Below are 23768 nucleotides of genomic sequence, written 5' to 3'. Positions count from 1 at the left end.
TTTTTCCTTCAGCAGGCCGCTCCATGAGAACCCACATGTGCCGGCCTCCCACGGCCGCCCCGCAAGGACGCGTAGACTTGAATAGAGGTAGAGACGCTCACGCGCGAGCCGAAGCGCCGCGATGAACCGGCGCCGCGCCCTCTTCGATCCCATTGCCATTGCCAGCCCCACACGCCACCATGCTCACTGCCCATTGTTCCGTGCAATCCGTCACCCTGCCTGCTGAATCAGGAGTCGCCCGTCTATACCAGGCACCGGACCTGGCCGACGCGTACGCGGTCCGCCTGCCCGACAACGCCATCGACGATCCGGAATTGCTCGCGCGCTTCGTGTTCGCGCATCAGGCCGCGTGGGTCGCGAAGCTGATGGGATTGCGCGATGCGATCGTTGCGCGTTTCGGGCTGAAGACTTCGACGCAGTTGCGCAGCCGCGAGCCGGCCAACGCAAAAGAGCGCGTCGACATCTTCAGGATTTACACGCGTAGCGCCCACGAGATCATCCTCGGTGAAAACGACCGCCATCTCGACTTCCGCGTGTCGCTGCTGCAGCAAACCCGAGGCACACGCGAAGGCCATTCGCGCTATCTGATCCTGTCCACCGTCGTGCATTGCCACAATCGACTCGGCCGCTTCTACATTCTCGCGATCGCGCCGTTCCACCGGCTGGTGGTCCGCTCGTCGTTGCGGCGAGCGGCGCGCATCGGCTGGCCGACTGTCTGAGCAGTCCGGAACGCGGGCGCGTGAACACGCACGGCCCGCGGTTCGGCTTCGAATGCGGCTGGGCGCGCCGGACCTTCCAGCGCCCGCCGCACACACATAACGTCAGCGCATCGCTACGATCCGATGAATTCCAGCAGATCGGCATTCACCTTGGCAGCCTCGACGGTGCACATGCCGTGCTGCCCGCCCGGATAGACCTTGAGCGTGGCGTTCTTCACGATCTTCGTGGTCAGGCGGCCGGCGGCGTCGATCGGCACGATCTGGTCGTCGTCGCCATGCAGCACCAGGGTCGGCACGTCGATCTTCTTCAGATCCTCCGTGTAGTCGACTTCGGAGAACTGCTTGATACAGTCGTACAGCCCCTTGATCGAGCCGGCCATGCCCTGGACCCAGAACGAATCGATCACGCCCTGCGACACCTTCGCACCCGGACGGTTGTAGCCGTAAAACGGCAGCGCGAGATCCTTGAAGAACTGCGAACGGTCGTCTTCCACGCCCTTGCGGATGCCGTCGAACACCTCGAGCGGCGTGCCGCCGGGATTGCTTCCGGTCTTCAGCATCAACGGCGGCACCGCGCCGATCAGCACGGCCTTGGCCACCCGCTGCGTGCCATGCCGGCCAATGTAGTGCGCGACTTCCCCGCCACCCGTGGAATGGCCGACGAGCGTGGCGTCCTTCAGGTCGAGGTGTTCGATCAGCGCCGCGAGATCGTCGGCGTAGGTGTCCATGTCGTTGCCGTCCCACGGCTGTTGCGAGCGGCCGTGGCCGCGCCGGTCGTGCGCGATCACGCGAAAACCTTTGCTGCCGAGAAACAGCATCTGCGCGTCCCAGGCGTCCGCGGTCAATGGCCAGCCATGCGAGAAGACGACCGGCCGGCCCTTGCCCCAGTCCTTGTAGAAGATTTCCGTACCGTCTTTCGTCTTGATCGTGCTCATCTGCTGACTCCTTTCAGGTGAAGTCTGCCGTTGCCGGCAGGTGGATGAAGCGTGCTCTCGAACCATGCGCGTGGCGGGCGGCACAGCATGCCTTACACCACACGTCGATGACGGATTCGCGACACACCCAGGCCATCAGACCGGGGCGTCGGTTTTGACTATTCGAAGCGAATAACGGGAAAAAATACCGGAATGGCTGTACGGCTTGCGCGAGTGAATAGCATGCACTCTTTTGCAAAGCGCTGCCGCCTCGCTGCCAGAACGGCAGAAGCCACTAGCAGGCCGTGTAGGCTCCGAAGAAAACGTCAGACTCGAATCAAGGACGCCCGCGCTCACTCATGCGACGTTGGTGCAGCGCGGTCGATTGCCGCAGCTCCGGCGCGTCGCGCGCAGGTGCGGTGCGCAAAGGCCGTCAGGAAAACTTGATATCCATCAACGGTTTGCCGTCTCAAAAAAGAAAATCAGCATAGAACAACGCGGTTTTTTGACGCACATCGCGCCGCAGCAAAGTTTCCCCTCATCCCCTACTCTTGCGCCATCTGCCCCGCGCAGTGCGCACCGACAACGGTCGACGCGCGTAGTCCGCCCTCGCGGTCATCACGCACTTCACGCTCATGAACTCCGCTCTATCGGCATTAGATCTCGCCCGCATCCAGTTTGCGTTCACTGTTTCGTTCCACATCGTTTTTCCGGCGCTCAGCATCGGTCTCGCCAGCTTCATTGCCGTCCTCGAATGGCGCTGGCTGAAAACCGGCAAGGCGTACTACAAAGATCTTTGCCTGTTCTGGTCGAAGATCTTCGCGGTCGCCTTCGGCATGGGCGTCGTGTCCGGCGTCGTGATGAGCTATCAGTTCGGCACCAACTGGTCGGGCTTCTCCAGTTTCGCCGGGCCCGTCACCGGTCCTCTTCTCATGTACGAGGTCATGACCGCGTTCTTCCTCGAAGCGGGCTTCCTCGGCATCATGCTGTTCGGCTGGCAGCGCGTGAGTCCGCGCGCGCACTTCGGCGCCACGTTGATGGTGGCGATCGGCACGCTGATTTCCACCTTCTGGATTCTCGCCTCCAATAGCTGGATGCAGACGCCGCAAGGCTTCGAAGTCGTGAACGGCCGCGTCGTGCCGCTCGACTGGTTCAAGATCGTGTTCAATCCGTCGTTCCCGTACCGGCTCGCGCATATGGCGCTCGCGGCGTTCATCGTCGCGGCGCTGGTGGTGGCGGCGGTGGGCGCATGGCATCTGCTGCGCGGACGGCGCGATCCGGCCGTCAAGAAGATGTTCTCGATGGCGCTCTGGCTGCTGCTGATTCTCACGCCGATCCAGGCTTTCGTCGGCGATCAGCATGGGCTGAACACGCGCGAATATCAGCCGGCCAAGATCGCGGCGATCGAAGGCCTGTGGGAAACCGAAAAAGGCGGCACCGCGCTGAACCTGTTCGGCATTCCCGACATGCAGGCGGAAACCACGCGCTACGCCGTGTCGATTCCGCATCTGGGCAGCCTGATCCTCACGCATAGCTGGGACGGCGAGATTCGCGGCCTCAAGGAATTCCCGCCGCAAGACCGGCCGAACTCGACCGTGGTGTTCTGGAGCTTTCGCATCATGGCCGGCCTCGGCGTGCTGATGATCCTGATGTCGGTGGCCGCCTGGGTGCTGCGCCGCCGGGGCAGCCTGTTCGAATCGAAGTGGTTCCAGCGCGTGGCCGTGGCGATGGGCCCGACCGGCTTCATCACGCTGCTGGCCGGCTGGGTCACGACCGAAGCAGGACGCCAGCCGTGGGTGGTGTACGGCGTGATGCGCACCTCGCAGGCCGTGTCGCCGCTGACCACGCAGCAGGTCGGCATCTCGCTGATGGCCTTCGTGATCGTGTACTTCCTCGTGTTCGGCACCGGCATCTACTACATGCTCAAGCTCATGCGCACGGGCCCCGCTCTGCCGGGACAGACGCCGCATGACGCGCCGGAACATCGGTCACCGAACCAGACCGCGCGCCGCCCGCTCTCCGCCGCCGATCACATGATCGACGCCGCCTGAATCCAGCCTGCTTCAGCAGCTACTTGCGATAGAGAAAGAACATGGACGTAACCGTAGTGTGGGCCGCGATCATCGCGCTGGGCCTTTTCATGTATGTGGTGCTGGATGGCTTCGATCTGGGCATCGGCATCGTCTTCCCGTTCTTCCCCGACGAGAAAGAACGCGACCTGATGATGAACACCGTCGCGCCGGTATGGGACGGCAACGAAACCTGGCTGGTGCTCGGCGGCGCCGGTCTGTTCGCGGTGTTTCCGGCGGTGTATTCGACCGTGCTGTCCGCGCTGTATCTGCCGCTGATCTTCATGCTCGTGTGCCTGATCTTTCGCGGCGTGTCGTTCGAGATTCGCGCCAAGGCCAATCGCACGAAGCATCTGTGGGATCTGGCGTTCATCGGCGGTTCGGCGGGCGCGACGTTCTTCCAGGGCATCGCGCTGGGCGCGTTCCTGCAAGGCATTCCCGTGATCGACGGTGCGTATGCGGGCGACGCCTTCGGCTGGCTCACGCCGTTCAGCCTGCTCACGGGTCTCGGCCTCGTCGTCACCTATGCGCTGCTCGGCTGCTGCTGGCTGGTGGCGAAGACCGAAGGCGATCTGCAGCGCCGCCTGCATCGCGTGGTCTGGCCGCTGACGATCGTGCTGCTCGGCTTCATCGCGATGGTGAGCATCTGGACGCCGCTGCAGGATCCGAATATCGCGCAACGCTGGTTCCACGACGGCCTCTTCTACCGTCTGCTGCCGGTGCCGTTCCTCGTGGCGGTCTGCGCGTTCTTCATGCATCGCGCGGTGCGTGAGCGGCATCACAACACGCCGTTCGCGCTTGCACTGCTGCTGGTGCTGCTCGGCTACGCGGGGCTGCTGGTGAGCCTGTGGCCGTATGCGATTCCGTCGAGCATGACGCTGTGGGAAGCGGCCGCGCCGCGTTCGAGCCAGATGTTCACGCTGGTCGGCGCAGCGGTCATTCTGCCGATCATCATCGCCTATACGACGATGGGTTACTGGGTATTTCGTGGCAAGGTGCGTCATGGCGACCAACATCACTATCACTAGGCAGGCCAACTCCGGCGCGGGTCGAAGCACAACGCAAAGTGCAACTCCAGGCGGGCCTCAAAGCGGGACCCGCGGCGCATCGCCCGCGCCGTCGCGCAAACTGCCGGGCTGGCTGTGGTTCATCGCGCTGTGGTGTTTCGGCGTGGGCTCGGCCATGTCGCTCGGCTTCGCATTCAAGATTCTGATGAATGCGACGTTATTCGCAGTCAGATAGAAACCGCTTTCGTGTGATTCGATCTGGCGCGCATAACCTTCGGAATCCTGCATGGACGGCTTCAAAAAAGGGCCGGCCGGCTCGTCTACCATGCAAGCCGGAACCTATGCGCGGGAGACCTGCCTTAGACATCATGCAGTGCATCGGACCGATGGCGATTTAACAAATAGACAGTCAACTAAGCGGCCAACCCCAAGGGGCGCCGCGCCACCGGTCGGGCATATGATCGCGGGGTGGGCAGCAATGATGCGATTCACGAGGCTGGAAGTAAAACGAGACCCTATAACGGCGGCGGCCCACATCGGGCAGGCCCGACTCGCGGAGCCATCATGAAGTTTCTCGTAGCCGACGACCATGAACTGATCCGGGAAGGCGTCAAGGGCATGCTGCGCGGCCTCGATCCCGACGCCCAGTTCGACGAAGCCGATAATTGGGAGACGCTCGCAGCCCTCGCGCGTCCGGACGCCGATCACGATCTTGCCATCGTCGATCTGCATATGCCGGGCATGAGCGGCGCCTCGTCGCTCGAAGTCCTGCTGAAGGCGAACCCCGCGCTCCCGCTCGTCGTCCTCTCCGCCGAAGAATCACCCGACGAAATGCGCGCGGTGCTGGCCGCCGGCGCACTCGGCTTCGTGCCGAAGCGGCAGCCCGCCAGCGTCATGCTCAAGGCGATCGAACTGGTGCTCTCGGGCGGCGCCTACGTGCCGATGGAAGCCCTCAGCCTGCTCGGCACGCGCGACGCGCAGGCCGAAGCGCCCGCCGATCCGTCGCTGCAAGGCGCGGGCGGCGCGCAGGCGGCCGGCCAGGCCGGCACCGCGCTCACGGAACCCATCGCGCAGATTCAGGCATTGCAGCCGCACCAGCAGCATCTGCTGGAGAACCTGTCGCCGCGTCAGCAGGACATCATGCGGCTCGTGCATCGCGGCTGGACCAACAAGATGATCGCGCGCGAGCTGGGTGTCGCGGAAGGCACGGTGAAGGTGCATCTGTCGGTGATTTTCCGGGCGCTCGGCGTGCACAACCGGTCGACGGCGATCGCGGTCATCAACGGCTGGCTGGAAGCCGGGAAAACCCTGTAGTACGGGAGCGGTGACAGGCGGTGTTCGCGCCGCCAGTTCGCGTCTACGTGTCTACTTTTGCGGTTCGCTCTGCGACGGCGTGCTTTCGTACCGGGTGCTCCGGGGCTGGCTCTGGCTCTGCGATCCCATTCCTGCCATTCCCGCCATTCCCGCCATTCCGGCTTCGCTTTGCGGCACGCTCGCGGCAGCCGGCATCGCGCCGCTCGCCGGCCGGCCGCCCACCTCTTTTCCCGTCGGGTCCGCGCGCAGTTCCGGCGCAGCCGCCGCCCGCCCCTTGTCCAGTTCGGCCTGCTGCCACAGCATCTCCAGCGTGCGACGCAGGCGCGCGGGCGTGACCGGCTTGTGGAGTACCGGAATCCCCTGCAAGGCGAGCGCCGCCAGCTCCGCCGACGCCATATCGCCCGTGATGAGCAGCGTCACCACGTTGTCGTGCCCCGCACGCGCGAGCGCATTGCGCACCGCCGTCAACGCCTGCGCGCCGGTGCGGTGATTCGCCAACTGGTAATCGCACAGCACGGCATCGGGCACGAAGCCGCCTTCGAGTGCCGCGAGCGCGTCGGCTTCGTCGCGCGCGCCTAGCACGCTGCAACCCCAACGGCCGAGCAGACTGACGAGGCCTTCGAGAATCGACGGATCGTCGTCGATGCACAGCACGCGCCGCCCTTGCGCCGAGGGGCCGCCCGCCACGGCTTCGTTCAGGCTCGCGACAATGCCGCCGGCATCGCCCGCCTGCACCGGGAAACGAAACACCGAACCGCGCCCCGGCGCCGAACGCAGTTGCAGCTTGCCGCCGAGCATCTCGACCAGGCGCTTCACGGTCGGCAAGCCCAGACCGTGACCCTGGCGCGCGTCGCGCTGCGGATTGGCGACCTGATAGAACTCCTCGAAGATGCGCTCCTGCTCCTCGACGGGAATGCCGATGCCCGAGTCGCGCACTTCGATATGACCGCCCGCGGGCCGTCCCGCGCGGCGCACGCCCAGCCAGATCGCGCCTTCTTCCGTATAACGCACCGCGTTCGAAAGCAGATTGCTCAGTACCCGCTCGAGCAGCACGGGATCGTCGTGCACGACCATCGTGGTCGGCGCGATGCGCAGCGCCAGCCCTTTGGCGGCCGCCTGCGGACGGTACTGGCTGCCGACCCGTTCGAACAGTTCGGACAGCCGGAAATGCAGCCGGATCACCTGCGTCACGCCGCTTTCGAGCCGCGCCAGATCGAGCACCTGATTGAACAGCTGGTTGAGCGCCTCGACGTTATAGACGATGTGCTCGGCGGTCTTTGCGTGCTGCGCGGGCGTCGCCGCCGCGTCGTTGAGCGAGGCCGCGAGCAGGCCGATGGCATGCAGCGGCTGGCGCAGATCGTGACTGGCGGCCGCAAAAAAGCGTGTCTTGGCGAGGCTGGCTTCTTCGGCCACGCGTTTCTGCGCGGCCAGCGACTCCGCCAGATACTGCTGGTCGACGCGCGCCTGCACGACCTGCTGGAACAGCTTGCGGTAACTCAAGGCATAGACGTTGATCGCGCAGAAGAAGAACGCGAGGACAATGGCGAGAATCGTGCGGTCGAACGTATGCGTGCCGAAATGCATGACGATCGAGGGAAACAGCAGAAACGGAATCGCGGTCGAGAAATTCAGCAGGTCGAAGCCATTCGACATGAACACGCCCGCGGCCAGCGTCACGAGCATGACCGTGTGCAGCAGCGGCAAATCGGTTTGCGGACTCTGGAACGCGAACCACACCGCGATGCCCGGCGCGCTGTACAGCAGCACGCCGCGCAGCGCATGCAGATAGATCCAGCCGCGCGGCGAGACGAGCTCGGGATAGCGGCGGTTGCAGATCCACAGCGCGAGGCCGCCGCAATTGGCTGCGGCATAAAAACCGAAGCAGGCGATAAACAGCGGCGGCGACGGTATGTTCGGCCAATAGATCGCCACCAGCACCGCAATCGAAAACCAGTGCGAAAAGAAAGCGATCGGATCTTGCGCGTACAGCACGCGTACCAGGTCTTCGTCGATGGCACGCTGGATCGGGTCAGCCCGCATTACGCGGTCTCCTGTGGTCGATCGTCGATCGGAGTTGGCGCTCCGGCGCCTGCTCTGGTCCCGTGCACCGGACGGCTCCGGCGCAACCCCTTTCTCTTCAGACGAATAAGATGCATTTCGCCGGATGGTTTACCCGGCAGTTTACCCATCAGCTACCACTTAATCCATATAGGCGAAGCGGCCGCCGGAAACCATACTGGGTTCACATTCTTCAGCGCGGCTTCAAAGCTTCACCATCCACACCCCGCCTGCCATTCAGGCCCACCGCGCTCGTTGCCTTACCCCTTCTGGAGGTTTTCATGGGCGCAGTTCCGAGCCACGAGTTCGTCCGCAATCTCGACGATGCGATTCTGCCGGATTTGTGGCGCCGGCGTACCCGCTTGTCCGGCGACGAAATGGTGTCGATGGTCGAGCTGGTCAAGCGGGCGTTGCGGACCTATCACCCGCTCGAGTTGCAGGCGCTCGGCGAGGACAAGGAAGAACTGGTCGCCCAGTTCATCTACGCGAAAGTCCTGCGCCTCGCACCCGGCCATACCGAAACCCGCGCCTGCGCCGACAGCGCGCCCTCCAACGGCTACGCACTGTGCGCGTATTTCCGCCGCTATCTGATCGACTGCCTGCGCAGCGCTGGCCATCAGCGCAACGTATCGATGGAAAACGAAGGCATGGCGCAGGAAATCGATCTGCATGCGCAAGCGCTGGAAGACCCGGTGGAAAGCGTGCTGCTGCAATACGGCCTCGACGAACAGCGCGTGCGCCTGTCGGCGCGCGCCTTTATCGAAAGCCTCGACGAGCCGGAGCGCATCGTGCTGGCCGGCAGCCTCGGCTGGTGCTCGGAAGGTAAAGGCGGTCTTTCGGCAGTCGCAGCGCAGCATCGGGTGCCCTCCTATCACTATCGCGCCGTCAAGCTCGGCGTCACCATGAAGAAGACGGCCGGCGCCGAAGCTTTTTCGAACACCAAGATCGGCCGCTGGCTCGCCGACGAGCTCGGTATCGAGATCGACGTCGACAATCGCCCGGCTATTCTGCTCGCGCTGAACCTGCTCGCCGCCGAATCGAGCGACAGCGAAATGAACGAAGCCGCCGCCTGACCGCATGCGGCCACGCGGGCGCCGGCCGTCCGCGCCGTCTCGCGAAGCCGCGCACGTGACGCAACGCTCGCGTGCGTGACGTACGATGCGCCTTTTTTTGTTCGCGCGCACCGCCTAGGATAAAAAAGCCGTCGCCGCACGCCGTCTTGCATCCGAAGTCCTGGTTATCTTTCCCCGCACTCCATTCCAGACGAGGTGGCCGTGATGAACCGCTTATCGAGCGCCGTGACCGCAATTCAATCGCATTACGACGTGGTCGTGGTGGGTTCCGGCTACGGCGGCGCGATTGCCGCGTGCCGCATGGCGCGCGCCGGGCGCCGCGTATGCGTGCTCGAACGCGGGCGCGAATTCATGGCCGGCGAATTCCCCCGCACGCCGTTTCAGGGCGCCGCGCAGGTGCAATACAACACGGCGGCGGCCCATATCGGCTCGCCGCTGGCCTTGCTCGAAGTGCACGTGAACGAAGACGTGAACGCGGTAGTCGGCTGCGGTCTGGGCGGCACCTCGCTGATCAACGCGAACGTCGCGCTCGAAGCCGACCCGCGCCTGTGGGACGACGCACGCTGGCCGGCCGCGTTGCGTGCCGACAAGGCCGCGCGCGACAAAGGCTATGCGCTTGCCCGAGCGATGCTGCAACCGTCGCCGGTGCCGAAGGATTATCCGGTGTTGCCGAAACTGCAGGCGCTCGAAAAATCGGCGCAGGCGCTCGGCATGGAAGACCGCTTCACGCGCCCGGATATCACCGTCACGTTCGAGGACCGCGTGAACGCCGCAGGCGTCGCGCAGAAGGCTTGCGTTGGCTGCGGCGACTGCAATTCGGGCTGCAATTACGATGCGAAGAATTCGACCCACATGAACTATCTGCCCGACGCCGTGGCCCACGGCGCGCAGATTTTCACCGGCACCGCTGTCCATTCGGTGCGGCGCGACGCGACCACGCGCAAATGGATCGTGGGCTACCAGTTGGTGAGCCTCGGCCGCGAAAGCTATGGCGCGCCCGATCTGTTCGTGAGCGCCGATATCGTGATCGTCTCGGCTGGCACGATCGGCTCGACCGCGCTGCTGCTGCGCTCGCGCAATCAGGGGTTGAGCGTCTCCGGCATGCTCGGCAAACATTTCACCGGCAATGGCGACGTGCTCGCCTTTGCGTACAACACCGAGCCCGTGATCAACGGCGTCGGCTGGGGTTCGCACGAGCCGGGCGATATCCCGCCGGTCGGCCCGACCATTACCGGCCTCATCGATCATCGCAATACGGCCAACGTCAGGGATGGCTATGTGATCGAAGAAGGCTCGCTGGCCGGTCCGGTGGGCGCGGCGCTGGTCGGCCTGCTCGGCGCCGCCGCGCCGCTCGAAGGCGTGGATGTCGCGCCGCGTTCGCTCCCGGAACAGATCGCTTACGACGCCCGCATGTCCGAGAGCTTTCTGCGCGGCCCCTATCACGGCGCGCTCAATCACACGCAAAGCTACCTCGTCATGGCGCATGACGACGAAGACGGCCAGATCGACGTGGACGACACAGGCCAGCCGCGCATCGTGTGGGAAAACGCCGGCAAGCAGCCGATCTTTCAGGTGGTCGAGGAGGCGCTCAAGCAGGCCACCGTGCCGCTCGGCGGCAAATACCTGCGCAATCCGATCTCCACCGATATCATCGGCAACCGCACCGTCACCGTGCATCCGCTCGGCGGCTGCGGCATGGGCGAGGACGCGGAGCACGGCGTAGTCGACCACATGGGCCGCGTGTTCAGCGGCGCCACGGGCAACGCGGTGCACGACGGCCTGTACGTGATGGACGGCGCCGTCATGCCGATGTCGCTCGGCGTCAATCCGCTCCTCACCATTTCCGCGCTGGCCGAACGCAATTGCGAGCTGCTGCTGGCCACGCATCCCGTGACCGCCGCCCCGGCCGACGGCGCGGCCGCCACGCCGAGCTTGCCGCCTGCGCCGACGCCCGAGCTCGCGTCGTCGTCGTTGACGCCGTCCTCGCCGCAGAAGATCGGCCTGCATTTCACCGAAACGATGATCGGCACCTACGCGCCGGTCGCGGCGGGCGAAGCCGGCGCGAGTCCGATCGAGTTCACGCTGACGGTCGAATCGGAAGATCTCGCCGATATGATCAGCAATCCGCAACATCTGGCGCGAACCGCCGGCACGCTGACCTGCCCCGCGCTCTCGTCGCAGCCGATGACGATCTCCAACGGCACCTTCAATCTGTTCGTGGTCGACGAGTCCGACGTGGACGAGCGCAACATGAATTACCGCATGACGCTCAATTCGACCGAAGGCAAGACGTACTATCTGAGCGGGCAAAAGATCATCACCCGCACCTCGCCGGTCAATCTGTGGGAGCAGACCAACACGCTCTACGCGGAAATCCGCGAATCGGCGCAAGCCGATGCACCGCTGCTCGGCAAGGCGACGCTCATCATCACGCCCGAGAATTTCCTCAAGCAGCAACGCACGCTCGAAGTCACCCATGCGCCCGATCTGAAGACCCGCCTCGAATGGACCCTGAAATTCGGCAAGTTTTTCGCGGGCGTGCTGTTCACCGAATACGGCGGCGTGGCCGCGCCCTTGCAGTACTACGACCCGAAGGCCGAGCCGCGCCTGAAGCGCGCGCTGCGCGCGCCGGCGCCGCAGGTGGTCTTCTTCGACACGCCCGATGGCACGACGCTGAGGCTCACACGCTACCTCGATCCCGCGCTCAAGGCCGCGCGCCCGGTGCTGCTGATTCACGGCTCCGGCGTATCGAGCCGCATCTACTCCACCGATCTGATCGCGACCAACATGGTCGAATATCTTTGCGCTTCAGGCTACGACGTGTGGCTCGTCGATCTGCGCGTCAGCATCGAAATGCCGAGCGTGCTCGTGCCGACCAACGTCGACAAGGTGGCGCGCGAGGACATTCCGGCCGCGGTCGCCAGGATCCGCGAACTGACCGGTGCCGCGGAGATTCAGGCGCTGGGACACTGCATGGGTGGCCTGGCACTCAGCATGTCGCTGCTGTACGGACTCGAAGGCGTGCGCTCGGCGGTCATCTCGCAGGTGTCGGCGCACCCGGTGCCGGGAACGCTGCAGAAGATCAAGGCCGGCCTGCATATTCCCGACCTCATGCAGCATCTCGGCGTGCACGACCTGACCGCCTATACGGAACACGAGTCGTGGCCGCGAAACCTGCTCGATGAAGCGCTCAGGTTCTACCCGCTCGATCACGACGAGGGTTGCGGCAATCCGGTCTGCCACCGCGCCACGTTCCTGTACGGCCTGCTCTACGAACATGAAAAACTCAACGAAACGCTTCACGCGAACCTGCAGGAATTGCTCGGCGTGCACGACGTTTCGGTATTCAAGCATCTCGCCGCGATGGTGCGAGCCGGTAAAGTAGTCGACGCGGCCGGCGAAGATGTCTATCTGGCCGGCGCGGACGGTATGAAAGGCCTGGAAGGCATGCGCCGGCCAATCGGCTTCATTCACGGGGAAAGGAACGAAACGTATCTGCCGGCAAGCACGCTGCGCACGTACGAGCTGCTGACCGGGCATTTCCCCGAGCAGCCTTACGAGCGGCACGTCATTCCCGGTTATGGACACATCGACTGTATCTTCGGCAAGCACGCCGCCGTGGATGTTTATCCGGTGATCGCGAAGTACCTGGACGCGCATTGACGAAGAGCGGGCGCGCCGTCGCCACGCGTGCCGGCGCAGCCCGCTCAGAACAGCTTGCCCGGATTCAGAATGCCGTGCGGATCCAGCGCGTGTTTGATCGCAGCCATTGCCGCCAACTCCGCCGGCGAGCGCGAAATCGGCAGGAACTCGCGCTTGAGCAAACCAATCCCGTGTTCCGCCGACACCGAACCGTGCAGCGGCCCGAGCATGTCGTAGACGAACGCGTACACCGCATGATGATTGACGCCGGGGATCGAATGTCCGTCCACGGTGACATGCAGATTCGAATCGCCGATATGCCCGAAGAAATACGACGCATTGCCCGGCCAGCGCTGATCGAGCGCCGCGCGGCAGCGGTCGACGAAGGCGCCGATCGCGCCGATCGGCAGGCTCACGTCGAAGTTGATCGCGTCGAGCCGCACCGGAAACTCCGCCGTGCATTCGCGAATCGCCCATAGCGCGCGCACGTCGGCCACCGACTGCGCGATCACGGCGTCGCGGATCGCGCCGGCTTCCAGCGCTTCGGTCAGCGCGGCGGAAAAGCGTTCGCCGTCGTCGTCCGAATCGAAGCTGGCGTGTTCGATCAATGCATAGAGCGGATGCGCGTCGGCAAATGGCGAGCGCGTGCCGGTCAGCTTCACGCCGAAGTCGTAGAAGTCCGGCCACATGATTTCGAACGCGCCGATGTCGTTGCCGAATCGCGTGGACAAGCGGCGCAGCAGGTTCACGGCGGCATCGTAGCCGTCGAGCGCAACCAGCGCGGTATGGCGCGCGGCACGCGGCGGATGCAAGCGCAACACGGCGCGCGTGATTACGCCAAGCGTGCCCTCCGAGCCGATGAACCAGTGTTTGAGGTCATAGCCGGTATTGTTCTTGACCATCTTGCCGAGCGACGTGAGCACGTCGCCATTGGCCAGTACCACTTCGAGACCCAGCACCTGGTCGCGCGCGGTGCCCGACTGGATCACCCGGTTGCCGCCCGCGTTGGTCGCGAGATTGCCGCCGATCTGGCACGAGCCGCGCGCGCCGAGATCGAGCGCGAGTTCGAAGCCGGCTTCGGCGGCGGCTTCCTGGGCGGCTTGCAAGGTCGTGCCGGCGCGCACGGTCAGGGTGGCGGAAGCGGCGTCCACTTCTTCGACGCCGTCCAGCCGTTCGAGCGACAACGCAATATCCGTGGCACGCGCAATCGCGCCGCCCGCGAGGCCGGTCATGCCGCCTTGCGGCACCACCGGCTGATGCGCCGCGTGACAGATGGCCAGCGCGCGCGAGACCTGCTCCGTGGTGCGCGGCAGGAGCAATGCCGCAGGCCGCGTCGGCTCGTGGCGTGTCCAGTCGGTCATCGCGCGTTCGCTGATCTGCTCGCCCACGCGGACGCTGTCTTCACCGAGCGCGGCGCGCAGCGCATCGAGTGTCTCGCCAAGCGGTGCTGCGCGATGCGCGGTACTGTTGTCTGTCATGCAGGGGTTCCTTGCGCGCCCTCAGCGGCGCGTTTCTTCCGATAGCCCATCGAGTCGTTGATACGCCCGAGAATATAGTCGCCCGCTGCGACCGGCTGATACTTGAGGTCGGTTTCGTTCGTACCGAGATCGCGTGGATCGACCCGCGCACCGTAAGTCGGATCATAAAACGTCGCGATCGAATAGCGCTCGCGCCCCGACGCATTGATCACGCGATGCAGGGTGGAGCGAAAGCGGTCGTTGGTCCAGCGCGCGAGCAGATCGCCGACGTTGACCACGAAGCTGCCTTCGACCGGCGGTGCATCCACCCACGTATCGTTGGCGATTTCCCGCACCTGCAGGCCACCCACCTGATCCTGCCACAACAAGGTGATGCAGCCATAGTCGGTGTGCGGCGCGACGCCGAACTGATCTTCGTCCGATTGGGGCGGCTGCGGCGGATAGTAGACCATCTGCGTGCGCTGCATCCGCTTGGTATAACGCGGCGCGAAGAATTGTTCCTCCACGCCGAGGCTCACCGCCACCGCGCGCAGCAGATCGGCGCCGCACGCCCCTACCGCTTCATAGTAACCGTACAGCGCGGGACGCAACTCCGGCATGAAGTCCGGCCAGTTATTCGGTCCACGCAGCGCCTGACCGGCCAGCACGTCGGGGTCGTCCTCCGGCAATTCGAGGCCGATGCTGAAGAACTCCTTGTAGTCGGGACGTTTGGCCTGGTACATGGTCGCGTCGCCGAGCGCATTGAAACCCCGATGGCGGTGATTGACCGCCGCGCGCCGCTTGGTCTCCACCGGAAACGCGAAGAAGCGGCGCGCCGCCTGCGCGGCGGCGTCGATCAGCGCTTGCGGCACGCCGTGATTGACGATGTAGAAGAAGCCGATCGTCGTGCACGCTTCACGAATTTCCTGCGCCACGCGCTGTAAAGCCTGCGGGTCGCCCGCGCGAACGCCGGCGAGATCGATGATCGGAATGCGGGTCACAGGCATTGCGTTGCTCCTGAAGGATCGGCTGAATCGACTGATGAAACAGGCACATGAAGACACATATGAGGCGGGCGCATGCAGCGTCTCCTTGAAGACGCCTTTCCGCCGCGCGCATTGCAGTTGTATATACCGCCAAAAGCGCCCCCGCAAGCAGCTTGTCGGCCCTTCGCATAAGGGCTTTTCTCTACTCGCGCGTTTATTTATTTCGCTGCAAAACCGCGGTATATACTGCCTGGCATCGACTCGCGCCGAACCCGCTTTCGTGCACCACCTTCGCGCGACACCGCTTTGCCAACCGGAGAATCCCATGAGCATCCTTGCAGGCTGGAAGTGTCGTTTGGTCATGCTGGCGTTGTGCGCGGCAAGCGCCACCGCCCACGCGGAAGACCAGCTCGCCAAAGTGAAAAAAGCCGGCGAACTGGTGGTCGGCACCGAGATGCAGTTCGCCCCTTTCGACTTCCTTGAAAACGGCCAGCAAGCGGGTTTCAACAAGGATCTGTTCGCCGAGGTCGGCAAGGAAATGGGCGTGAAGGTGCGCTTTATCGACTTGCCGTGGCCGAGCGTGCTGCCGGGTCTGGAAGCGGGCAAGTTCGACATGGTGGGCGGCCCGCTCACCGTCACCAAGGCGCGCATGGAGCGCTACACGTACACCTTGCCGATCGCGGACGCGACCGACGCGCTGCTCAAACGCGCGAACGACTCGTCGCTCAGGCAATCGTCGGATATCGCGGGCAAGACGGTCGGCGCCGGCAAGGGCTCGGCGCAACTCGACCAGTTGAAGGCCTACGTTGCCACGTTGCCGAAGCCGCCTGAAATCCGCGAATACGTCGACAACAATCAGGCTTATGCCGATCTCGCCGCGGGCCGGATCGTGGCGGTGGCGAACTCCATGACCAACATTGCGTATGTGGCCAAGCAGCGGCCGGAAACATTCGCCGTGGTGCAGCCGCCGTTCGGCGCCAAGGTGTACTTCGCCTACTGTTTGCGTAAAGACGCGGACAGCAAGCCGCTCGCCGATGCCTTCAACGCCGCGCTCGTGAAAATGCACAACGACGGACGCCTTGCCGCGTTGCAGAAGAAATGGTTCGGCGTCGCAATGGACGCACCGACCACCATGCCCGCGCCGAACTATTGATCCTGTTTATCGCTCCACGCTTTGTCAGGCCGACGTTCTGATTTCGATGCACGTGCCCTGATGCAGGCGATGCGGCCCGCGCAACGAGCCGCATCGCTCTTTCCGTTCTACCGAGTGCGCAGCTTATGTTCAGCACGACCGTCTTCCTCCAGGGCTTTCCGCTGCTGCTGCACGCGGCGCTCGCCACCATCGGCATTTCGCTGACGGGTCTCCTGATCGGTTTCTTCGTGGCGATCGGCGTGTGCGCGGCGCGGCTTTCGCCGAACCGCGCGGCGCGCATGTTCGGCGGCGCCTATGTGTTCTTCTTTCGCGGCGTGCCGATGCTGGTGCAACTGCTGCTGGTGTACTACCTGCTGCCGTTCGCGGGCATCAACGTGTCGCCGGTCGTGGCGGCGATCAGCACCGTATCGCTATGTTCCGCGTCCTATATCGCCGAGATCCTGCGCGGCGGTTTTCTCAGCATTCCGCCGGGCCATCTGGAAGCCGCGCGCATGCTCGGGCTCTCGCCGTTCGACATGCTGCGCCGCATTCTCGTGCCGCAAGCATTCCGTTTGACGCTGCCTTCGCTCGTCAATGAAATGGTGCTGCTCATCAAGGCTTCTTCGCTGATCTCGGTGGTGGGCGTGGCCGAGCTGACGCGCACCGCGCAGAATATCGCCGCCAGCACCTATCGGCCGCTGGAAGCGTACCTCGCCGCCGGGCTGATCTACTTCGTGATCTGCGGTGCGCTCACACTCGTCGCGCACGCCGCCGAATACCGCTTGCAGCACGCCTGAGCGGCCCCGCGTCCGACATCGAATCCACGCCATGCAAAAGCTCGATCCCACCGTCATCACGCACAATCTTCAGCCGATCGCGGCGGGCCTCGCCACGACGCTCGGCACCTGGGCTGCGGGCGTGGCGATCGGCATGCTGATCGGCTTTCTGATTGCGGTGCTGCAACTCTTCTGCGGCCGCTGGGTGCGCGGCATCTTGCGCGTATATATCGAACTGTTTCGCGGCACGCCGTTTCTCGTGCAACTCTTTTTGCTGTATTACGGCGGGCCGTCTTTCGGCCTCACGCTCGAACCGATGACCGCCGGTGTGCTCGGTTTGGGCCTGTACGGCAGCGCGTATTTCGCCGAAGCGTTCCGCTCCGGCTTTCAATCGGTGCCGCCCGGCCATCTCGAAGCGGCGTCGTGTCTCGGCCTCACGCGCTGGCAGGCGGTGCTGCGTATTCAGGTGCCGCAAATGCTCGTGCTGATCGTGCCCGCGCTGACCAATCTGATCATCGTGCTGAGCAAGGAAACGGCCGTATTGTCCATCGTCACCGTGCCCGAACTCACGTTCGTGCTCACCGGCATCGGCTCGGCAACCTTTGCCTTCGTCGAAACGCTGCTCGTGCTGTGCGTGTGCTACCTCGCGCTGGTCGAACTGACTTCGCGCGCGGGCATGTGGGCCGAAGCCCGCATCGCGCGCTTCATGGCGTGAACGGAACCGGGACTCTCTTATGACCATCATCGCCGACATGCCCTCCTCCGCGTCCACTGCCAATGTCGAATCGTCGTCCGGTGCGCCGTTGATCGAAGTGCGCGACCTGCGCAAACGCTTCGGCGAAGTCGAAGTGCTGCGCGGCGTCGATCTCGAGATCGCGCGCTCGGAGGTGGTGTGCATCATCGGCCCGTCCGGTTCGGGCAAAAGCACGCTGCTGCGCTGCCTCGCCGCGCTCGAAACCTACGATCAGGGCGACGTGCGTATCGAAGGCGAACTGCTCGGCTATAGCGAGCGCAACGGCAAGCGCGTGCGCGCCTCGCAAAGCGACATCAACCGCGTGCGGCGCAACGTCGGCATGGTGTTTCAGCAGTTCAATCTGTGGCCGCACATGACGGCGCTCGGCAACGTAATGGAATCGCTGCTGCGCGTGCGGCATCTGTCGCGCGACGAAGCGCGCCGCCGCGCCAACGCGATGCTCGAAACGGTGGGCCTCGCGCACAAGGGCGACGCGTATCCGGCCAGGCTCTCGGGCGGCCAGCAGCAGCGTGTGGCGATTGCGCGGGCACTCGCAATGGAGCCGCACATCATGCTGTTCGACGAGCCGACCTCGGCGCTCGACCCGGAACTGGTCGGCGAAGTGCTGCAAGTGATGAAACAGCTCGCGCGCGACGGCATGACGATGGCCGTCGTCACGCATGAAATGGGCTTCGCCGCGCAGGTCGCGGATAAAGTGATGTTCATCGACCAGGGCCGTATTGCCGTGCAAGGCAAACCGCGCGATGTCTTTCACGACGCCGGCCAGCCGCGCTTGCGGCAGTTCCTGCAGAACTACTTCGACCGCAACGCGTTCTGGACACGCGGCCCCGACGACGCGCAGCCGCTATGAGCGCGCGCCGCTTTCCGCCTGCCTCACGCGGACACTGACGCAAGGGCCGCCGATGTCCTCCACCGTTCGCAGCCGGGCTCATGACAAGCCGCTTTCCGCCGCGGCGATGAAGGCTGCGCGCGCCGCGACCGACGCGCCGGCCGCGCGCTACGAACAGGTCAAGAGCCATATCCGGCACATCATCGAATCGGGCGAGCGCCACGCGGGCGACCGCCTGCCGTCCGAGCTCGATCTGGTCGCGACGCTCGGCGTGTCGCGCATGACGGTCAATCGCGCGCTGCGCGAGCTCGCTGAAGAAGGGCTCGTGACGCGCGTCTCCGGGGTCGGCACCTTCGTCGCGCAGACCAAGCCGCAATCGACGCTGCTGATGATCGCCCATATCGGCGACGAGATCCGGTCACGCGGCCATGAATATCGCTGCGACACGGTGCTGTTGCAGCGCGAAACAGCTTCGGTGATCGTGTCGAACGCGTTAGGGCTTGCGCCGGGCGCTTCGGTGTTTCATGTGATCTGCGTACATCGCGAGAATGGCTTGCCGGTGCAGCTGGAAGATCGCTATGTGAATCCGGCGATTGCGCCGGATTTTCTGCTGCAGGATTTCTCGGCGATCAGGCCGTCGGAGTATCTGTTCGAGATCGTGCCCGCGCACGACGTGGAACACGTGGTCGACGCCGGCCTGCCTACGCGTGCCGAGGCCGAATTGCTCGAAATGCGCGCCGAGGAGCCGTGCCTTACGCTGATGCGCCGCACGTGGACGAGCGGTGTGACGGTCACGTTCGCGCGTTTCGTGCACCCCGGCTCGCGCTACCGGCTAGGCTGCCGCTTCTCGCCGGATCTGTCGCAACGCCAGGGTTGAAAGCGCGCTTCGTGTTAAAGCGCGCTAGACGTTCCCCGCCAGATGAAAACGCGACGCCGGATGCCACAGTTGCACCGACGTCGCCACGTCGTCACCCACCCATGTGCGACGCCAGAGTTGCAGGCACGGCTCGCCGATATCCATCATCAGATGCCGGCGCACGTATGCGTCCGGCTTCTGCGCGTAGATACGGAATTCCGCGCGCTGGATCGGCGCGAGCCGCACCATGTAGTGATTCGGCGTTTCGATCGTGAAGTCCTGTTGCAGATAATCGGGAAACACCTTCGGGTTGACGTAGCGGTCCTCGTACTGGATCGGCTCGCCCTCCTCGCCGTGCACGATGCACGAGTGAAACGCCGGCCCGCTGGCGAGACCGAGCGCTTCGAGCGCGTGCGGGTCGTCGCTCGGTTCGAGCGTCAGCACACGCGCCGAATGGCGGTGGCCGCGTGCGGCGATTTCGTCGGCGATGTTGCGGATTTCCAGCACCGTCGATTCGTAGCGCTGCGGCGCGACGAACGTGCCGGAGCCTTGCACGCGCGTGAGCACGCGTTCGGTGGTCAGTTCGCGCAGCGCGCGCGACACCGTCATGCGCGCGACGCCGAATTCCTTGACCAGTTCCGCCTCTGACGGGATCAGGCCACCCGGTTTCCAGTCCCCTTCGCTGATGCGCCTGATCACGTAGCGTTTGATCTGCTCGTAGGCAGGCATCGCTTTCACAGGTGTCTCCTGTTTGCGATCAGGGCGGCCCTGCATCTCCGCGCTCGGCGCGTTTGTAGTTGTGTTCACTCCGACCTCGTGGGTGGTACGCGGGTTGTACCTGGCTGGTACAGCCCGGCCGGCTCGCCGGCGGGTAGCCCGCTCACCGGCACTGTTTCGATCATGCCATGTGCGCGGCGGCCTGCCCGTCGTTGACGGCGATACTCGCGGCAGCGCGGACGTGGCCCGCGGCCGCCAGACCCGTGACCGTGGCGGGCGTCGCCAGATTCGGGCCGTCGGCGGACGTGGCCGGCCGGGGGCCAATGTTACCAGGGTTCGGCAACGGCGGCGGCGCTTCGTCGGCGATCATGCGAAAGGCGATGCTCATGTCGTCGGCGAGCGGCCGGTCGTCGCGGTAGGTCGGTACGACGCGGCGCACGCGCTGCCAGAGGGCTTCCGTGTGCGGCGCGCGCGGTGCGTCGATACTTTGCAGGTCGTAGGCTTGCGCGGCCGCCAGCAATTCGATCGCGACGATGCGCCCGGCGTTGTCGATGATTTCCAGCGCCTTCAGCGCGGCGGGCGTGGCGTGGCACAGGTGGTCTTCCTGCAAGCCCGAAGTGATGCCGCCGTCGAGGCTCGCGGGCAGCGCAAGACGCCGGTTCTGCGCGACCAGCGAGGCGGCCGTGTACTGCGCGATCATGAAGCCCGAGCAGGTGCCGCCCGGCTCGGCGAGAAACGCCGGCAGGCCGCTGACCAGCGGATTGACGAGGCGATCGAGGCGCCGCTCGGCCATCGCCGCGACTTGCGCGATCGCGGTGGCGAGACTGTCCATCGCCAGCGCGATCGAGGCGCCCACCGCGTGCGCCTGCGAATACACGCGCGGCTCTTCCGGCGTACCGGCGACGATCGGGTTATCGGTAATCGACGCGAGTTCGCGATTGACCACGTCGGCGGTCGCGGCGAGCACGTCGCGCGCGGCGCCGTGCACGTGCGGAATGGTCCGCATGCTCAGCGGGTCCTGCGTGCGATGGCCGATCACCGCCGCGAGAATGCCGCTGCCGGCCAGCGCGGTACGCATCCGCTCGCCAACCTGGTTCAGTCCAGGCGAGATCCGCAAGGCGAGCGATTCTTCGTCGAACGCCGCGAGCTGGCCGCGCAGATTCTCGAAGCTCATCGAGGCGACCATATCGGTCCAGTCGAGCAGGCGTTCGGCGCGCGCGAGCGCCAATGCGGCCAGGCCGGTGACGCACGGCGTGCCGTTGACCAGGCTCAAGCCCTCCTTGGCTTCGAGCATGAGCGGTTCGAGGCCGATACGTTGCAGCGCGTCGCGTCCCTTGAGCCGCTCGCCGCGCAAGCGCGCATAGCCCTCGCCGATGCAGACGAGCGCGATATGCGCCATATGGCTCAGATAACCGACTGAACCGAACGCCGGCACTTCCGGCAGGCAATCCGCGTTGAGCAGCGCCACCAGTTGGTCCGCGACTTCGAGGCGAATACCCGAGTGTCCATGCGCGAAGTTGTTGACGGCCGCCGCCATCACCGCGCGCGTTTCGGCAGCACCGAGCGGCGCGCCGACGCCGACCGCGTGGCTCATCAGAATGTTGCGCGACAACGTGCGCTGTTCGCCCGGCGAAACGATGACGTCGCACAGTGCGCCCACGCCGGTATTCACGCCATACGCGCGAATCCCGCGCTCGACGATCTGTTCGACGAGCACGCGCGCCGTCGCGACGCGCGCGCGGGCGTCGGCGGAAAGTTCGAGCGGTTCGCCGGCGGCAACCGCTGCCACCTGAACCCAGTCGAGAGGACGATTGGAACGGATCACGGCCATGTCAGTGCTCTGGTTGGTCAATTACCTGGTGATGCTGATCAGTTGGTGGTGCGGTCCTGATGGCTCGATACGAACTGCCGGAAGCGATCCGACTTGCTTTCGACGAATACTTCGTCGGGCGTGCCGTCGGCTTCCACTTGCCCCTGATGCAGGAACATCACGCGATTGGACACGTGGCGCGCGAAACCCATCTCGTGCGTGACGACCAGCATGGTGCGGCCCTCTTCGGCCAGCGAGCGCATCACGCGCAGCACTTCGCCCACCAGTTCGGGGTCGAGCGCGGAGGTCGGTTCGTCGAACAGCATGACTTTCGGATGCATTGCCAACGCGCGCGCAATCGCCACGCGCTGCTGCTGCCCACCCGACAGATGCGCCGGATAGTGGCCGCGCTTTTCCGCAAGGCCGACTTTCGCGAGCAGCGCCTCGGCTTCTTCCACCGACTCGGCGCGGCTGCGCTTCTGCACGCGCATCGGCCCTTCGATCAGATTTTCCAGCACCGTCATATGCGACCAGAGGTTGAAGTTCTGGAACACCATGCCGAGTTGCGAGCGCACCCGGTCCACCTGGCGGCGGTCGCTCGGTTGCAGCCTGCCGTCGCCGCGGCGCTTCATTTTCAACTCTTCGCCGGCCAGCGCGACCGAGCCGTCATCCGGCGTTTCGAGCAGATTCAGACAGCGCAGGAAGGTGCTCTTGCCGGAACCGCTCGCGCCGAGAATCGAGATCACGTCGCCCTGGTGGGCGTCGAGCGAAATGCCTTTGAGCACGTGGTGATCGCCGAACGATTTGTGAATATTCTTGACCGACAGTGCAACGGGTGCCGTAGCGTTCATGGGAGTCTCCAGATTCATCCAGGATGGGCGGCCGTTAGGGCGCGGCGCGACGTGCTTCGGTGGTGGTGGAAACCGGGCGGCTCGCCGCGGCCTGCGGGCGTGCCGCGCGCAGGTGGCGCGACAGACGCGTTTCGAGCAGGCCCAGCAGGCGCACGATCACGAAATTCAGGAACAGATAGATCAGCGCGGCGCAGATGAAAACCTCCGTCGTGCGGTAGGTTTGCTGGATGATCTGCTGCGCGACGCCGGTCACTTCCCACACGGTGACGAGACTCGCGAGCGCGGTGGATTTGACGAGCAGCACGGCTTCGGTCGAATACGCGGGTAAGCACTGGCGCAACGCGATCGGACCGATCACGCGGCGCAGCAGCGCGAAACCCGACAGGCCGATCGAATAACCGGCCTCGATCTGGCCGACCGGCACGGCCATCAAGCCGCCGCGAATGATCTCGGCGGTATAGCCGGCCGTGCATAGCGCGAGCGACAACACCGCGCACATATAAGGCTCGCGCAGCACCGGCCACAGGAAGCTCTCGCGGATCACGCCGAACTGACCCATGCCGTAGTAGACGAGGAACATCTGGATCAGCAGCGGCGAGCCGCGAAACACGAGGATATAAGCGCGCGCGAAGCGGTTCGGCAGCCAGTGCGGCGACACACGCATCGTGACGATCACGAGCGAGAGCAGGCCGCCGAGAATCAGCGAGCAGAAGAACAGGCCGAGCGTGGTCGGCACGGCCGCGAGCAGTTGCTTGAGCGTGTCGAACAGGAAGTCGAAGTCGAAATGCATGGTGGGCGCCCTCG

At 64.7% G+C, this 23768-nt stretch carries 20 protein-coding genes; 11 read left to right on the top strand and 9 right to left on the bottom strand.

Annotated elements, in window-relative coordinates; all coding sequences use genetic code 11:
- Positions 1-179: 179 nt before the first annotated feature.
- The gene (locus BXE_RS28065) at positions 180-719 is read left to right on the top strand and encodes a DUF2867 domain-containing protein (RefSeq protein WP_011491505.1); all 540 of its coding nucleotides are present in this window, start codon (positions 180-182) and stop codon (positions 717-719) included.
- A gap of 113 nt (positions 720-832) precedes the next feature.
- Here BXE_RS28065 and BXE_RS28060 read toward each other — a convergent pair whose 3' ends face one another.
- On the bottom strand, positions 833-1654 hold the full coding sequence (locus BXE_RS28060; RefSeq protein ID WP_011491504.1) for an alpha/beta fold hydrolase: 822 nt from the start codon (positions 1652-1654) through the stop codon (positions 833-835).
- Positions 1655-2268: 614 nt separating this feature from the next.
- Between BXE_RS28060 and BXE_RS28055 the strand changes: the two genes are divergently transcribed.
- Together BXE_RS28055 and cydB are read left to right on the top strand one after the other, a co-directional pair.
- Entirely contained in the window at positions 2269-3684 is a 1416-nt protein-coding gene (locus tag BXE_RS28055) for a cytochrome ubiquinol oxidase subunit I (RefSeq protein ID WP_011491503.1), read from the top strand.
- Between the two features lie 41 nt (positions 3685-3725).
- Entirely contained in the window at positions 3726-4730 is a 1005-nt protein-coding gene (cydB, locus tag BXE_RS28050; RefSeq protein ID WP_011491502.1) for a cytochrome d ubiquinol oxidase subunit II, read from the top strand.
- Positions 4731-4787: 57 nt separating this feature from the next.
- On the opposite strand, the gene BXE_RS46680 is transcribed toward cydB, so the two are convergent.
- Complete coding sequence (locus BXE_RS46680; RefSeq protein ID WP_041744125.1) at positions 4788-4997, bottom strand: hypothetical protein; 210 nt, start codon at positions 4995-4997, stop codon at positions 4788-4790.
- 276 nt (positions 4998-5273) lie between these two features.
- On the opposite strand from BXE_RS46680, the gene BXE_RS28040 reads away from it, so the two are divergent.
- Positions 5274-6023, top strand: a complete 750-nt coding sequence (locus BXE_RS28040) for a response regulator transcription factor (protein ID WP_011491500.1) — start codon at positions 5274-5276, stop codon at positions 6021-6023.
- Between the two features lie 51 nt (positions 6024-6074).
- Here the strand turns inward: BXE_RS28040 and BXE_RS28035 are convergent, their stop codons facing one another.
- The gene (locus tag BXE_RS28035; RefSeq protein WP_011491499.1) at positions 6075-8063 is read right to left on the bottom strand and encodes an ATP-binding response regulator; all 1989 of its coding nucleotides are present in this window, start codon (positions 8061-8063) and stop codon (positions 6075-6077) included.
- 299 nt (positions 8064-8362) lie between these two features.
- Between BXE_RS28035 and BXE_RS28030 the strand changes: the two genes are divergently transcribed.
- Together BXE_RS28030 and BXE_RS28025 are read left to right on the top strand one after the other, a co-directional pair.
- A complete protein-coding gene (locus BXE_RS28030) occupies positions 8363-9154 on the top strand; it encodes a hypothetical protein (protein WP_011491498.1) in 792 nt (263 codons plus the stop codon).
- A 204-nt stretch (positions 9155-9358) separates the two neighbouring features.
- Entirely contained in the window at positions 9359-12817 is a 3459-nt protein-coding gene (locus BXE_RS28025; protein ID WP_011491497.1) for a GMC family oxidoreductase N-terminal domain-containing protein, read from the top strand.
- Positions 12818-12861: 44 nt separating this feature from the next.
- On the opposite strand, the gene BXE_RS28020 is transcribed toward BXE_RS28025, so the two are convergent.
- Entirely contained in the window at positions 12862-14274 is a 1413-nt protein-coding gene (locus tag BXE_RS28020; protein ID WP_011491496.1) for an FAD-binding oxidoreductase, read from the bottom strand.
- Entirely contained in the window at positions 14271-15260 is a 990-nt protein-coding gene (locus BXE_RS28015) for an isopenicillin N synthase family dioxygenase (protein ID WP_011491495.1), read from the bottom strand. Before BXE_RS28015 ends, BXE_RS28020 begins: the two co-directional genes overlap by 4 nt.
- Positions 15261-15564: 304 nt before the next feature.
- On the opposite strand from BXE_RS28015, the gene BXE_RS28010 reads away from it, so the two are divergent.
- From BXE_RS28010 to hutC (BXE_RS27990), 5 genes are all read left to right on the top strand, one after another.
- Complete coding sequence (locus BXE_RS28010; protein ID WP_011491494.1) at positions 15565-16392, top strand: transporter substrate-binding domain-containing protein; 828 nt, start codon at positions 15565-15567, stop codon at positions 16390-16392.
- 125 nt (positions 16393-16517) lie between these two features.
- Entirely contained in the window at positions 16518-17168 is a 651-nt protein-coding gene (locus BXE_RS28005; protein WP_007176882.1) for an amino acid ABC transporter permease, read from the top strand.
- A 31-nt stretch (positions 17169-17199) separates the two neighbouring features.
- Positions 17200-17862, top strand: coding sequence for an amino acid ABC transporter permease (locus tag BXE_RS28000; protein ID WP_011491493.1), 663 nt, complete (start codon positions 17200-17202; stop codon positions 17860-17862).
- A gap of 19 nt (positions 17863-17881) precedes the next feature.
- Complete coding sequence (locus BXE_RS27995) at positions 17882-18751, top strand: amino acid ABC transporter ATP-binding protein (protein WP_011491492.1); 870 nt, start codon at positions 17882-17884, stop codon at positions 18749-18751.
- 52 nt (positions 18752-18803) lie between these two features.
- Positions 18804-19607, top strand: coding sequence for a histidine utilization repressor (gene hutC / locus BXE_RS27990; RefSeq protein WP_011491491.1), 804 nt, complete (start codon positions 18804-18806; stop codon positions 19605-19607).
- 24 nt (positions 19608-19631) lie between these two features.
- On the opposite strand, the gene hutC (BXE_RS27985) is transcribed toward hutC (BXE_RS27990), so the two are convergent.
- The 4 genes from hutC (BXE_RS27985) to BXE_RS27970 form a co-directional block, all read right to left on the bottom strand.
- Positions 19632-20360 carry a histidine utilization repressor gene (gene hutC / locus BXE_RS27985; RefSeq protein WP_007176878.1) on the bottom strand — a complete coding sequence of 243 codons (729 nt, stop codon included), beginning with the start codon at positions 20358-20360 and terminating at the stop codon, positions 19632-19634.
- A gap of 124 nt (positions 20361-20484) precedes the next feature.
- Entirely contained in the window at positions 20485-22134 is a 1650-nt protein-coding gene (hutH, locus tag BXE_RS27980) for an HAL/PAL/TAL family ammonia-lyase (RefSeq protein ID WP_011491489.1), read from the bottom strand.
- A 38-nt stretch (positions 22135-22172) separates the two neighbouring features.
- Positions 22173-22964 (bottom strand): ABC transporter ATP-binding protein, encoded by a 792-nt coding sequence (locus BXE_RS27975; RefSeq protein WP_011491488.1) that lies wholly within the window; start codon positions 22962-22964, stop codon positions 22173-22175.
- Between the two features lie 34 nt (positions 22965-22998).
- Entirely contained in the window at positions 22999-23754 is a 756-nt protein-coding gene (locus BXE_RS27970) for an ABC transporter permease (RefSeq protein ID WP_011491487.1), read from the bottom strand.
- Between the last annotated feature and the right edge of the window lie 14 nt (positions 23755-23768).

It is taken from the genome of Paraburkholderia xenovorans LB400, assembly GCF_000013645.1.
Lineage (GTDB): Bacteria > Pseudomonadota > Gammaproteobacteria > Burkholderiales > Burkholderiaceae > Paraburkholderia > Paraburkholderia xenovorans.
The sequence above is the reverse complement of the archived record's forward strand: the minus strand, read 5'-3'. Positions and strand labels throughout refer to the sequence as shown.